8 protein-coding genes are annotated in these 13945 nt (G+C 62.4%); 1 reads left to right on the top strand and 7 read right to left on the bottom strand.

All coding sequences use genetic code 11. The features are described 5' to 3' along the window. Positions 1 to 25: 25 nt before the first annotated feature. The 7 genes from ACODTO_RS19655 to prmA all read right to left on the bottom strand — a co-directional run bounded on the left by ACODTO_RS19655 (position 26) and on the right by prmA (position 9726). The gene (locus ACODTO_RS19655) at positions 26 to 2800 is read right to left on the bottom strand and encodes a hybrid sensor histidine kinase/response regulator (protein WP_139646647.1); all 2775 of its coding nucleotides are present in this window, start codon (positions 2798 to 2800) and stop codon (positions 26 to 28) included. 99 nt (positions 2801 to 2899) lie between these two features. Continuing rightward, positions 2900 to 4195, bottom strand: a complete 1296-nt coding sequence (gene purD / locus ACODTO_RS19650) for a phosphoribosylamine--glycine ligase (RefSeq protein ID WP_175385579.1) — start codon at positions 4193 to 4195, stop codon at positions 2900 to 2902. 185 nt (positions 4196 to 4380) lie between these two features. Beyond that, entirely contained in the window at positions 4381 to 5988 is a 1608-nt protein-coding gene (gene purH, locus ACODTO_RS19645; protein WP_139646642.1) for a bifunctional phosphoribosylaminoimidazolecarboxamide formyltransferase/IMP cyclohydrolase, read from the bottom strand. 83 nt (positions 5989 to 6071) lie between these two features. Beyond that, complete coding sequence (gene fis, locus ACODTO_RS19640) at positions 6072 to 6392, bottom strand: DNA-binding transcriptional regulator Fis (protein ID WP_024781407.1); 321 nt, start codon at positions 6390 to 6392, stop codon at positions 6072 to 6074. Then, positions 6389 to 7396 carry a tRNA dihydrouridine synthase DusB gene (gene dusB / locus ACODTO_RS19635; RefSeq protein ID WP_041022520.1) on the bottom strand — a complete coding sequence of 336 codons (1008 nt, stop codon included), beginning with the start codon at positions 7394 to 7396 and terminating at the stop codon, positions 6389 to 6391. The genes fis and dusB overlap by 4 nt, the downstream gene beginning before the upstream one ends. A 185-nt stretch (positions 7397 to 7581) precedes the next feature. Then, complete coding sequence (locus ACODTO_RS19630) at positions 7582 to 8817, bottom strand: DUF3426 domain-containing protein (RefSeq protein ID WP_489106931.1); 1236 nt, start codon at positions 8815 to 8817, stop codon at positions 7582 to 7584. A 30-nt stretch (positions 8818 to 8847) separates the two neighbouring features. Then, complete coding sequence (prmA, locus tag ACODTO_RS19625; protein WP_139646636.1) at positions 8848 to 9726, bottom strand: 50S ribosomal protein L11 methyltransferase; 879 nt, start codon at positions 9724 to 9726, stop codon at positions 8848 to 8850. Between the two features lie 261 nt (positions 9727 to 9987). Here prmA and ACODTO_RS19620 point away from each other — a divergent pair, with 261 nt between their 5' ends. Next, on the top strand, positions 9988 to 13938 hold the full coding sequence (locus ACODTO_RS19620) for a dermonecrotic toxin domain-containing protein (protein ID WP_489106930.1): 3951 nt from the start codon (positions 9988 to 9990) through the stop codon (positions 13936 to 13938). The last annotated feature ends 7 nt before the right edge of the window (positions 13939 to 13945 follow it).

Below are 13945 nucleotides of genomic sequence, written 5' to 3'. Positions count from 1 at the left end.
ATCAGGCAGTGTGACGTCTGTCGGCTCAGGACGTTTGCGCCGTGCGGTTCTGTTGTTCGCGTTGGGCCACCCAGTGCTCGATCAGCTCGCGCAGTTGCGACAACTCCACCGGTTTGGCCATGTGGCCGTCCATCCCGGCCTGACGGGCCCGCTCCTTGTGCTCGGCCAGGATGTGGGCCGTGAGCGCCACGATGGGCGTGCGGGTTCGCTGGTTACCCATTTCCCAGGCTCGCAGCTGCTGGGTGGCGGAAAATCCATCGAGGATCGGCATTTCGCAATCCATCAGGACCAGGTCGTAGCGCCGTTCCTTCATGGCCTTGAGGGCTTCCTCACCGTTGCTGGCGGTGTCGGGTTGCAGGTTGAGCTTGCCGAGCATGCCGCGGATGACTTTGGTGGAAATGCTGTTGTCTTCGGCCACCAGGATGCGGAAGTCGCTGGGGACTTTCACCGGCACGGCGGGACCGGCATTCAATGGGACATTGGGGGCATGGCCTTTGTTGCGCTGGTTCAGTTCGTCCGCGAGGGTGGTCTTGAGGGTATAGCCGGCCACCGGCTTGGCGAGGATGCGCTTGACCCCGCTGTTGCGCGCCACGATCTTGCTCGGTGCGTTGCTGATGCCGGTGAGCATGATCAACAGGATGTCGTGGTTCAGGCTTGGGTCTTCCTTGATCTTGGCCGCCAGCTGCATGCCGGTCATGCCGGGCATGTTCTGGTCCAGCAGCACCACGTCGAAATAATCCCGCAGGTGGGCCTTGGTGCGCAGCAGCGCCAGGGCTTCCTTGCCCGATGGCACCGCGCTGACATTCAAGCCCCAGGCGCTGCATTGCTGCACCAGCACCTTGCGGCAGGTCTCATTGTCATCGACGACCAGCACCCGCGCGCCTTGCAACGGACTGTCGAGATCGGAGGTCGGGTGCTCCAGGCGATCCGGATCCAACGGCAGGGTCAGCCACAAGGTGCTGCCCTGGTTGCTTCCGCTCTTGATGCCGAACTCGCCGTGCATCAGCATGATCAACTGGCGGGCGATGACCAGGCCCAGGTTGCCGCCCAAGCGCGTGGCCGACAGGAAGTTCTTGCTGTGCAGCTCGGCGTGCATGAGCGTGTCGCGCTCTTCGGCGTCCATGGGCACGCCGCTGTCTTGTACGGCAATGCGCAGGCGCGGTTCGCTGCTGCGCTCGTCAAGGGCCACGACGATCAGCACCTCGCCTTCGTCGGTCTTCTTCAAGGCGTTTTCCAACAGGCTCAGCAACGCCTGGCGCAGCCGCGTCGGGTCACCGCTGATCACCCTCGGTACCTGGGGCTGGATGAAACTGATCAGTTCGACATTCTGCTGCTCGGCCTTGGCGCGGAAGATGCTCAGGCAATCCTCGATCAAGGCATTGAGATCGAACTGCACATCGTCCAGTTCGATCTGACCGGATTCGAGCCGGGAAATGTCGAGGATCTCATTGATCAGCGTCAGCAGCTCGTTGCCGGCGCTGTGGATGGTCTGCACGTAGTCGCGCTGCTTGACCGACAGCGGCGTACCCAGCAGCAGCTCGGTCATGCCCAGCACGCCGTTCATCGGGGTACGGATCTCGTGGCTGATCTTGGCCAGGAATTCCGCCTTGGCATTGATCTCGGCATTGCTCGCCGCCAGGTCGCGACTGATGCTGAAACGGCTTTCGTTGATGGAGCGCTGGCGTTCGCCCAGGGCGACGCTCATCAGCAGGCCGCTGATGCAGATGAACACCAGCAGCGTGACGATCAGGCCTTGGGGCGCGACTTCCGTGAGGCCTTGCAGGGCGGGCAGGATGATCAGCGTACCCAGGTTGAAAACCACCATGGCCGCGACAAACAGCCGTGCGGGGCGGTAGCCCTTCTGCCAGTGCCAGGCGCTGACGAACAGCATGCTCAGGCCGGCCAAGGCCACCAGCGCATAGGTCATGATGTTGAGCGGCAGGGTGTTGACGAACAACAGCAACAGACTGCACAGCATGATGAACACGATGCCCCCCAGCAGCAGCCGGTTCAGCGGGTGTGGTCCCAGGGGGGCAAAAAAGCGGTAGGCGAGCATCAGGCCGCATGGCGCGGTCAGCAGCAGGGCCAGATAAGCACCAGGAGTCTGCACCGCCGGCCAGTCGGGTAACCAGCCCCCCGCCAGGTTCAGCAGCAATGCCAGGCTGAGCATCAGCAGCCCCTCACAAGCCGCCAACCACAGGCAACTGCGTGAGCGGGTGTAGGCGTAGCGGGTGAGGTTGTGCAGGATCAGCATGGCGATGCAGCCGAACAACCAGCCATAGATCAGGGTCTGGTTCTGATCCGCCGCGGCCACGATTGCCGGCTGCAGGGTGATGTGCGGGCGCAGCTCATGCCGGGATGCCAGTCGCAGGTAGACGTCCAGCGGTTTATCGCTGCGGGGCAGGGCCAGCATGAAATCGCTGCTGGGCACCGAATGCTCGCTGCGGGGCAGGGCATTGCCGGTGATCTGTTGATCGATCAGGGCGTCGCCGTCCAGCACATAGAGATTCAAGCGCGACAGGTCGGGCGCAAAGATGCGCAGGATCTGCTCATGCTTGTCGGGTGCCAGCCGGAAGCGCAGCCACAGCGCGCCATCAGGCTCGGCGGCGCGGATACGGTCGAGGTCGATGGGGCTGAATTGGTTGGTGTAGCGGGCGGAGCGGATGTCGCTCAGCTTCAGGTCGCCCTGTTCGTCGAGCAATACCGCCCAGCCACTGCCTGGCGCGGCCTGGGCCGAAAGCATGCAGAGCAGCGTAAGCAGGGTGACGGTAAAGCCTATGGCAATCCTGAGCCAGCGCACGGCGAAATCCCTTCTTAGGTTGATGCCAGATTATAACTATGCGCGGCGCCCGGACAGACAGGCAAGGGCCACGGAGCCCTGCCTGGCTGAAAGGCCGGGTTATTCCAGATTTTCGCCACGCTCGCGGGCAATGGCACGATAACCAATGTCCTTACGGTAGAAGCAACCTTCCCAATCGATCTCGGCGGCAAGCTTGTAGGCCTGCTGCTGAGCGGCGTCGACACTGGCTCCCATGGCGGTGGCGCACAGCACGCGACCGCCTGCGGTGACGACCTGGCCGTCCTTCAGCGCGGTCCCGGCGTGGAAAACCTTGCCTTCCAACTGGGCCGCAGCCTCCAGGCCACGGATCTCGCTGCCCTTGGCGTAGTCGCTCGGGTAACCGCCGGCCGCCAATACGACACCAACGCTTGGGCGCGGATCCCACTGCGCTTCGACCTTGTCCAGCGCCTGGGCCAACGCGGCTTCGACCAGCAGGACCAGGCTCGATTGCAGGCGCAACATCACCGGCTGGGTCTCAGGATCGCCGAAACGGCAGTTGAATTCGATGACTTTTGGGTTACCAGCCTTGTCGATCATCAGGCCAGCATAGAGGAAACCCGTGTAAACGTTGCCTTCCTCAGCCATTCCGCGCACGGTTGGCCAGATCACCTGGTCCATGACACGCTGGTGCACCTGGGCGGTGACGACTGGGGCCGGGGAATAGGCACCCATGCCGCCGGTGTTCGGGCCGCTGTCGCCGTCGCCGACGCGCTTGTGGTCCTGGCTGGTGGCCATCGGCAAGACGTTCTTGCCGTCCACCATGACGATGAAGCTGGCTTCTTCGCCGTCGAGGAATTCTTCGATCACGACCCGGGAACCGGCGTCACCGAAGGCATTGCCGGCCAGCATGTCGCGCACGGCGTCTTCGGCTTCGGCCAGGGTCATGGCCACGATCACGCCTTTACCGGCCGCCAGGCCATCGGCCTTGATCACGATAGGGGCGCCTTTCTCCCGCAGGTAGGCCAGGGCCGGCTCGATTTCGGTGAAATTCTGGTAGTCGGCGGTCGGAATCTTGTGCCGGGCCAGGAAATCCTTGGTGAAGGCTTTCGAGCCTTCCAACTGTGCGGCGCCGGCGGTCGGACCGAAGCAGTCCAGGCCACGGGAGCGGAACAGGTCGACGACACCGGCGACCAACGGCACTTCCGGGCCGACGATGGTCAGCGAGACATTCTTCTCGGCGAAGTCGGCCAATTGTTCCAGGGCCAGCACGTCGATGGCGACGTTCTCGCACTTGGCTTCGATGGCGGTACCGGCATTGCCCGGCGCCACGAAAACCTTCTCCACGCGCGGATCCTGGGCCACTTTCCAGGCCAGGGCGTGTTCACGGCCACCGCTGCCAATGATCAAAACATTCATTTCAAAAACCTCGGATGACGCTGATTCTGTATGCAGCGCTGAAGCTGCTCTTCTGTGGAAGCGAGCCTGTGTGGGAGCAAGGCTTGCCCGCGATGCAGGCAACTCGGTTTATCAGGCGCACCGAGGTGATGCTATCGCGGGCAAGCCTTGCTCCCACACAAACTCAGCTTCCACATCGATCGATGTTAGTGACGGAAATGGCGCATGCCCGTAAAGACCATCGCGATGCCTGCTTCGTCAGCGGCGGCAATCACTTCATTGTCACGCATCGAACCACCCGGTTGGATGACGGCGGTGATGCCGACCTTGGCCGCGTTGTCGATACCGTCGCGGAACGGGAAGAACGCATCGGACGCCATGACCGCGCCCTGGACCTGCAGGCCGGCGTGCTCGGCTTTGATGGCGGCGATACGGGCCGAGTTCACGCGGCTCATCTGGCCGGCGCCGACACCGATGGTCTGGCGGTTCTTGGCGTAGACGATGGCGTTGGACTTGACGTACTTGGCGACTTTCCAGGCGAAGATCAGGTCGTTGATTTCCTGCTCGCTCGGGGCGCGCTGGGTCACGACTTTCAGGTCGGCGCTGCCGATCATGCCGATGTCGCGGCTCTGTACCAGCAGGCCGCCGTTGACGCGCTTGTAGTCCCAGGCCGGAGCACGGTCGGCCGACCATTGGCCGCAGGCCAGCAGGCGCACGTTGGCCTTGGCGGCCACGATGGCGCGAGCTTCTTCGCTGACCGAAGGCGCGATGATCACTTCGACGAACTGACGCTCGACGATGGCTTTGGCGGTTTCGGCATCCAGTTCACGGTTGAAGGCGATGATGCCACCGAAGGCCGATTCGGTGTCGGTGGCGTAGGCCAGCTCGTAGGCCTGGCGGATACCGCCCTCGGCGTCCGGGCTCACGGCCACGCCGCACGGGTTGGCGTGCTTGACGATCACGCAGGCTGGCTTGACGAAGCTCTTCACGCACTCCAGCGCGGCGTCGGTGTCGGCCACGTTGTTGAACGACAGTTCCTTGCCTTGCAGCTGGGTGGCGGTGGCGATGCCGACTTCGGCAGGCTTGGCTTCCACGTAGAACGCCGCGCTCTGGTGCGGGTTCTCGCCATAGCGCATTTCCTGGGCCTTGACGAACTGGGTGTTGAAGGTGCGCGGGAATTCGCTGCGGCCTTCGGTCGACAGGGTTTCAGCGGCCTGGTTCACGGTGCCCATGTAGTTGGCGATCATGCCGTCGTAGGCGGCGGTGTGTTCGAAGGCCTTGAGCATCAGGTCGAAACGCTGGGCGTAGGTCAGGCCGCCGGCCTTGAGGTTTTCCAGCACATTGGCGTAGTCGCTGGCGTTGACCACGATGGCCACGTCTTTGTGGTTCTTGGCCGCCGAGCGGACCATGGTCGGGCCGCCGATGTCGATGTTCTCGATGGCGGTCGGCAGGTCGCAGCCCGGCTTGTTGATGGTGGCTTCGAACGGGTAGAGGTTGACCGCCACCAGGTCGATCGGCTTGATGCCGTGTTCGTTCATGATGGCGTCGTCGATGCCGCGACGGCCCAGGATCCCACCGTGGATTTTCGGGTGCAGGGTCTTGACCCGACCGTCCATCATTTCCGCAAAACCGGTGTAGTCCGCGACTTCCACTGCGGCGACCCCATTGTCCTGCAGCAGCTTGAAGGTCCCGCCGGTGGAGAGGATCTCGACACCCAGCTGTTGCAGCTCGCGGGCGAATTCGAGGATCCCGGTCTTGTCGGAGACGCTGATCAAGGCGCGGCGGATCGGCAGGCGGGTGGTCTGGTCGGTCATTTCAATTTCCATCAAAAGCAAGGGAAGTCAGCAAAAAAGGCGACCGTTTTTTATGCGGGCGCCTTTCTGGTTTGATTGAATGCTTACAGCAGATCGTACTGCTTGAGTTTCTTGCGCAGGGTACCGCGGTTCAGGCCCAGCATCTCGCTGGCCTTGGTCTGGTTGCCCTTGACGTAGTTCATCACGCTTTCGAGCAGTGGCGCCTCGACTTCGGAAAGCACCAGGTTGTACACATCCGTGACGGCAGCGCCCTCAAGGTGGGCGAAATAATTGTGCAGCGCCTTCTCGACACTCCCGCGAAGGGTCTGACCCTCTTCGCTAGGCGTATTGAGGTGCTGTTTCAAATTCACGTTGTCGCTCACGGGTGTTATTCCACTCACTAAAGTCTCGGTCATCATCGTCATGCGGCCACCCCTTCGTCCCCTGTCAGGCTCTTGTAACGTTCAGCGAAGAAGGCCTGAACGTCGGCGCATTGTGCTTGCGTACCATCCAAACGATTGAAGCGGGCGCGAAACTCCCTGGCGCCCGGCAGGGTTGCGAGATACCAGCCCACATGCTTGCGCGCGATGCGTACGCCCATGACTTCTCCGTAGAAGGCATGCAGCGCGGCCAGATGCTCCAGCAGAATTCGTTCCACCTCGGACATTTGCGGCGCAGCGAGCTTTTCGCCAGTGCGCAGGAAGTGTTCGATCTCACGGAAAATCCAGGGCCGCCCCTGGGCGGCCCGGCCGATCAACAGGCCGTCGGCACCGGTTGCGTCCAGCACATACCGGGCCTTCTCTGGCGAGTCGACATCGCCATTGGCAAACACCGGTATCGACACCGCCTGCTTGATCGCGGCGATGGTGTCGTACTCGGCCTCGCCGGTGTACAGGTCGGCACGGGTGCGGCCATGGACCGCCAACGCCGTGATTCCCGCCTGTTCGGCGATCTTCGCCACCGTCAGGCCATTCCTGTTCTCCCGGTCCCACCCGGTGCGGATCTTCAAGGTCACCGGCACATCGACTGCGGCGACGACCGCCTGCAGGATCTCGGTAACCAGGGCCTCATCCTTCAACAGCGCCGAGCCGGCAGCCTTGTTGCAGACCTTCTTTGCCGGGCAGCCCATGTTGATGTCGATGATCTGTGCCCCCAGCGCCACATTGGCCCGGGCCGCCTCTGCCAGCATCTGTGCATCGCCACCGGCGATCTGTACCGAGCGGGGCTCGGGATCGCCTTCGTGGATCATGCGCAGACGCGACTTGCGGGTGTTCCACAGGCTCATGTCGCTGGTGACCATTTCCGAAACCACAAGACCGGCGCCCAGCCGTTTGCATAACTGACGAAAGGGCTGATCGGTGACGCCCGCCATGGGGGCGAGAACCAGACCGTTCTGCAGTGTGTATGGGCCGATGCGTACCGCCGACATAGGACTTCCCTGAAGTGGGGCCGGATCATGAGACTTCGAAAAAGGGTTGGCATGATACCCGCTCTCGATGACTGGATAAAGATCGAATTGGATAAAATCTGAACAGCTATTTTGTTATCGCCAGCGGTTTGGTCCGGCTGGGGTGGGTCAGAAAGCTGCCGTCAATCGACTGGCCCCCGGTGGCTTCACTCGGGCGAGTGGAAGCTCAAACTGTAGTTCACCGCTTTGGGGCCCGGATCCAGAATGTCCAGGGCGATATGAATAGGGGTCTGCGGCGGCATTTCCCCCAGGCCTTCCAGATCGCCGCCCAGGTATTCTCCGGGCTTGAAGCGACGGCTGGCGATCAAGTGCCCGTTAAGGTCGGCGAAGCGCAGTTCCAGCAGCGGAAAAGGCTGGGAGAAGGGCGCACGATTGTAGATGATCGCGTCCACCACCAGGGCGCCGCTGAAGTCCGGATGACTGCGCACCACCAGGTTGCTGCTCTTGATCTTGGCGATGTCGACTTTGGATGGCACGTCGCAGCCAATGGTCGGGCAAATCTGCAGGAACCACGGGCGGTACTGGTCCTGGCGGGCCAGTTCGTCGAAATGATAGGCGATGTACTGGCCTGCCAAGGCCCCGGCGGCGAGCAGGATCAACAGGCTCCACAGCAGGCGCCGACCCCAGGGCGAGCGGCGCTTGCGCCAGTCCAGTTGCAATGGATCGTCGTCAAGGTCCTGAAGGACTTCGGCGCGTATTCCAGGCTCCTGGCGTTCGCGTTTCCTGCGGGACTGGACCGGCTCTTCGTCGGCGTCGTCGATATCGTCGGTGGCGGACAGGCGCTCGAGGCGTTCGTCGGGCTCATCGTCCGGCGCCAGGTGCAGCGGCGCGCCAGGTTCATCGTCCGGGTCCAGTGGTTCCAGAGTCAGAGGTAGGGACAGGGACGGCTCGGTGCGTGGTGGCCGGACGGGCTCATGGGGCGCGAACGGTTCGATAGGGACTTGGGCCACTGCTTCCGCGCGCTCGGCGGGAGACTCGCTGTACAGGCTGTCGGACCAGGGTTCCTGCTCGTCGGAAAGGTGGTCCCGCTGTGCGCTCAGGTTATCTTCGCGGCGTCGGCCGAAGGAGTCCGGTGCCCGTTTGTCGCGTCGCTCCAGGCGAGCCAGTTCCTTGTCCAGGTCATCCAGGTCCAGCTCCGCGGCGGTCCACTGCTTCTGGCTGATCGCCCGGGGCGGTGCTTCGACGACGGCAGGCCGAATGGCCGCGGGAGGGACGGGAGCGGGTTCCCTGGCTGTCCGTTGTTCCAGCAGTTGCCGTGCGGCATTGAAGACTTGCAGGCACGAGCCGCAGCGAACCACCCCGCGGGCCACGCTCAATTGAGCATGGCTGACGCGAAAACTGGTGTGGCAATGCGGGCACTGGGTGACGAAACTGTCGGTCATGCGGCTATCCGGTGGATACAAGCGGCCATTCTAGCGCCGACGGCCGGTGATGCGCACCCAGCCATCACGATTGGCAATAGGGTCCAGGTCAAAGTCGGCGGCATAAGCGGCAGCGACTTCCTCGCCCTGTTCGGCCAGGATGCCCGACAGCGCCAGTCGTCCACCCGGCTTGACCAGGCCCGACAGTTGCGGCGCCAGGGAGACCAACGGTCCGGCGAGGATATTGGCCACCAATACGTCGGCCTGGACCTGGGGCAGGTCCTGCGGCAGATAGAGTGGGAACAGTGCTTCGGCAATGTTATTGCGCCCGGCGTTGTCGCGGGACGCTTCCAGGGCCTGGACGTCGATGTCGGTGCCGACCGCTTCTTTGGCACCCAGCAGCAGCGCGGCAATGGCCAGGATGCCCGACCCGCAGCCGAAGTCGAGTACGTCGCAGCCCTTGAGATCCTGACCGTCGAGCCATTCCAGGCACAGCGCGGTGGTCGGGTGGGTGCCGGTGCCGAACGCCAGGCCCGGGTCCAACAGCAGGTTGACGGCGTCCGGCTCCGGCGCCGCGTGCCAGCTCGGAACGATCCAAAGCCGCTGGCCAAAGCGCATCGGCTGGAAATTGTCCATCCAGCTGCGTTCCCAATCCTGGTCTTCGATCACTTCGCTGTGATGTTCGGGCAACGGGCTGCCGGTCAGCAGTTCCAGATGGGCCAGAACGCTGGCCGCTTCGGTGCCACCTTCGAACAAGGCCAGCAGATGGGTGTGGGACCACAGCGGGGTGGTGTTCAGTTCCGGCTCGAAGATCGGCTGGTCTTCGGCGTCCATGAAGGTGACCGATACGGCGCCTACTTCAAGAAACGCATCTTCGTAGGTTTCGGCTTGTTCCGGGCTGATGGCCAGACGTACTTGCAGCCAAGGCATGGCGGGCACCTTTGGAAATAAATCTACAGGAAGCAGGCTTAGTGACCTGCGTGGCTAATTTGAGTAGCCGAATTAGCCACGCAGGTCACTAGGCTGCGAAAGCTGCGCAGTGTACGCCAGGTCGCCGTCAAAGTGGATAAGCCCGGTGGCCCGTGGCAGGCCGCGGCTGCCGTCCGGCGTGGTGTTTCGATATATATATGTATGACATGGAGGTGTTGTACGGCGGATAAGGTGAGGGTCCACACAACAGGGAGGAACGTGATGGACAACACTGCCGAGGGGCAAAGCAAGGTGAAGGGCGCAGGACCGGTATCTGTTCCGCAAGCGGAAACCGCACACGCCGTTCTGGAAAGACTGACACGCTGGAAGGCCGTTATCGACACGCGACTACAAACCCAGATGACCTTGCTGGAGGTGCTGGAGGAGTATCTGTTGGTCGAACTGCGTACCCGTTACCGGGAAGGCAACATCGATCCGTATTTCATCGGCACCCTGCTGGACACCGTGCTGCAACGGATGATCGATGACAGGCCGATTGCGCCTGACGAGGAATACGACGTGGCGTTCCGTTGGCCTGGCGGGCCCGACTCGGGTTTTACGGACGAGCGTCGGGAGGTCATTGTCCAGGTGGTGGAGTCCGTCGCCTGGGGGGGCATTCAGCACTACAAGGACTACCTGCGTCGTTATTGGCGGATGACTGCTGGTGACGCCTCGCTCGAGGGCGTGGTCCAGCGCAAACTTAATGAACACATGGCGGCCATCGACAGGATTTTTCAGCCTGACCAGCTGGCAGGCCTGGACGTCGAGGCGCTGCGGGAGCGCATCGAAACGCTCCAGGATGCCTGGCGTCGCGTAAGTGAAGCGACTGCGCTGGCCACTGAGCAGGAGCGCCGGGATCTCGATGCGTTGGCACGCTTGCAACTGCCTCATTGGCTGCGGGTGTTGGATGAACCCGGGCGAGCATCGCTACGGCTGCTTCAGGAGCGGACTCAGCAGGCGCAGGCGCTGGTCGATGAGTTGCTCGATGGCGTGGGCTCGTTGCGGGCCTTCGCCCGGCAACAGGCCAAGGCGTATATCAGGCATGAGCTGGACATGGACGTCGAGCCGGACAATGTTCGGGTGACGTTGCAATGGAGAGCGGTCGTTGATCAGCCCATACAACGTTACAGCCTGAGTGACCTGCTGGTGGCGGGGCCGGTAAGGTCGGATGCCGTGTCGGTACTGTTGGTGGAAAACGGCGCGATGCTGCGCAATCAGCCCCTTTCATCGGCGTTCGTCAGCCGTTTGTTGGCGGATGTGGATGCGCCTGCCGGGTACTTGCAAGCGCTGACCGATCGATATGGTCGGGCTGATCTGAAGCCCGCCATGTTCGATTGGCTGACGGCCCGACTGCAGCAAAGCGCATTCATTGCGCGTTGCGCGGGTCATCTGAAGGCGGTCAATCATGACGCGGTCAAAGCCCTCTGGGACGGCGAGGCGTCGGTCCTGTCCGCCAGCCCGCTGCATGTCACCGGCCTGGCACTGCCAAACGGCTTGCGATGCGCCGATCTGCTGCTGTTTTTCCGCGACGACATGCAGGGTGACCTATTGCTGTATGCGCCCGCCAAGCCCGATGGCCAGGAGTGGATCGAGTTGCCGTCGCTGTGGGCCGTGAGTGTGGAAATCGGCGCATGGACCCGAAATGAGGCAGGGCGCGAATACCTGGTGCAGCAGCTGTCCCCGAATGATCGCGATGTGGCTCGGGAATACTTTGCCCGTGTGATGGACAAGCCGATTTCATGGGACATGGGCAAGGATCTAAGGGCCGGAGCGACGGGATTCAGGGCGTGCCTGGAAGACGCCGTGGCCATGGGGTTGGCCCATAACCTGGCGCAGGTGCAGTTGGACGAGTCGCCTCGCTGGTACGCTGCACTGCCGCTTGATTCCCGTCGAAACATCAGCAGTTTGAGTCAGGAGCTCCTGCTGCATCAGCGGGCATTCAACGAGCTGCTTGCGGACTTCGAAGTCTTCGTGGACTTCGCCAAGCGCACCGTCGCCCAGGCGATCACGCCTTACCTGCGCAGCAGGGGCGTACTTGAGTCGGTGGATCCCGCGACGATCCTCATCGACTACAGCCCGGGGCTCGCGGGCCGTAACACGAAGACCGCGAGCCTGCTGGATCTGGTCATCCATGGATACGACGATAACTCGGGTATCGACGACCCTCGCAAAGGTGTGCGTTCCTCTGTCGGGCAGGACCTGGGGCAGGTCCGCAGTGCCGAGCTGGCGCTCTATATCCGACGGGCTTATGTGGGCGAGCGCTATGGGGCAGAGACCCGCGCCAGGTTCCTCGACGTCGATTCGCCTGCCTACATCAAGCGCCGCAATACCTACCGCCACATGCTGCTGATCCGAATGGACCGTGACCTGCGCGTCGCGAAGGGGATGGGCCTGTTGAACGATTCGGAATTCTGGTGGCTCACCCGGCAAGTCACCCTGCTGGGTGAGTTGGTGGCAGTGTCGGGCCCTGAATATCCGGGGACGCTGGTGAGGCGCGAGGGCGTGGTCAGGTTTACTGTCGATGGGCATGTCGTATTGGGCGTTTACGTTTTCACCTACTTCGATCCGAAACGTGCATCCTGGCTGTACACGCCAGACGCGCCGGACGGCGTTACCTTTCGCCGGTATCGGGATTTTTCCGGAGGGGTCGCTGCACGACTGCATGATTATGTCGTGGGGCGGGTGGCGCTCACGGCCAGGGAAAAGGTAAGGCGTTCGCTGGCGGCCCTGGCGACGACGAGTGCTCGCGTCGATGCGTTGCGCGAACTCAATCGGGTGATCGACATCCGGGCCGAGTTCGATGCCTATATCGAGCGCAGCATCACTGATGTGGAGGATGTCACCACCAGCCGTATCGAAGTGATCGAGGGCCAGGTCATCAAGGGCCTACTCTTTGCGTCTGCGCCGGTATGCATGGTGTATCCCCCTTTTGTCCTGCTGCTGGATATCGCCCTCATTACCGTCAGTTCCGGGCAGGCCATCGAGGCGCATGTCCAGGGTGACACGGAAAGCGCGCTGTGGCATTGGATGTTCGCGACCTGGGGAGCGTTGTTCGCCGCGTTTGGGCTACAGATCGTGGGCGCTGTCAGGCGTCTGGGGCAGGTGGTGAAGCCTGCATCGTTGTCGGCCCGGCGCTTGAGGCATGCAGCCCCCGCCGCCAAAGAGACTGATCCGACGCTACGACCCATACGCTTCAAGGCGCATCAGTCCATCAGGAAAGTGCCTGCAAATCTGGTGGAGGTGACTGAGGAGGGCATTTTCAAGGGCACCTGGCGTAGCCCGTCCAGTGCTTCACAGCCGCGGGACACCTACTTTATCAAGCATAAAGGCAGGTACTACCAAGTGAAGAAACATCCCTCTCTTGACGGTCTGCGCCTGGTGGATGCCAGGAATCCCGGGGCGCTTTATCAAGAGCCCCTGCGCAGGATGTCGAATGGCAAGTGGGTCTACGATAAGCCGGGCTTGCTGGGTGGAAACGGCGAGGTGGCTTATCTTGGGCGAGTGGATGACTTGCGGGCGGCGTTTCCTGGGCATGTCTTCCCGGATGTCTCAAGGGGCGCATTGCAGGGCGAGGCGGTAGTGGCGAGGTTCAGCGAGGCCGTCGCAGACAATTATCTGTTCTCCCTGAACGCGCAGACCTGCGTGATCGCTTCGCTGCACAACCCGACCACCGGAATGGGCGCTGTCATTCACTTTGATCACAATATCCGCGCGCTGATCGAACGCTGTCTGCGGGACATAACGCAGCGTCTGGGCGGCGTGGCTAAGGATATCCGTGCCACCCTGGTGGGTGGGGATTGGCTGACTGGCACTGACATCGGCGGGCGGGTCAGGTCGGCGATGCGGCGCCAGGGCCTGCAACCCACGTGGGATTACTGGTCGTACTCTTCTTGTTTTGGCAGTACCTATGGTGTCGCGCTGGACCTGCGCAGTGGTGTGACGTCGGTGTTCAAGACAGGGCGCGGCCAAGTCGAACGCTACTACATACCGGTGCTGGCGCGAGCGAAAAAGAGCTCCGATCCGGTGTCGGTACGGGCACGGGGGTTCATGAGGCGCGTGCGAAACGAGCCCCTGGTCGCCAATCCCAGCGGTGCCATCAGCACTGGGCAGGGGAGGCCGGTGACTTCGGCGCAGATCGAAGCGCAAGCTTTCTCGACGGTACTGCTGAGCTGATCGGTCG

Source organism: Pseudomonas sp. FG13 (assembly GCF_057809755.1).
The sequence above is the reverse complement of the archived record's forward strand: the minus strand, read 5'-3'. Positions and strand labels throughout refer to the sequence as shown.

Bases quoted from the DNA above. Each gene is read 5' to 3' on its own strand.
- ACODTO_RS19630 (WP_489106931.1), bottom strand. From the start codon at position 8,817: ATGACCGACAGTTTCGTCACCCAGTGCCCGCATTGCCACACCAGTTTT.
- dusB (WP_041022520.1), bottom strand. From the start codon at position 7,396: ATGTCGGCGGTACGCATCGGCCCATACACACTGCAGAACGGTCTGGTT.
- fis (WP_024781407.1), bottom strand. From the start codon at position 6,392: ATGACGATGATGACCGAGACTTTAGTGAGTGGAATAACACCCGTGAGC.
- purH (WP_139646642.1), bottom strand. From the start codon at position 5,988: ATGACCGACCAGACCACCCGCCTGCCGATCCGCCGCGCCTTGATCAGC.
- prmA (WP_139646636.1), bottom strand. From the start codon at position 9,726: ATGCCTTGGCTGCAAGTACGTCTGGCCATCAGCCCGGAACAAGCCGAA.
- purD (WP_175385579.1), bottom strand. From the start codon at position 4,195: ATGAATGTTTTGATCATTGGCAGCGGTGGCCGTGAACACGCCCTGGCC.
- ACODTO_RS19620 (WP_489106930.1), top strand. From the start codon at position 9,988: ATGGACAACACTGCCGAGGGGCAAAGCAAGGTGAAGGGCGCAGGACCG.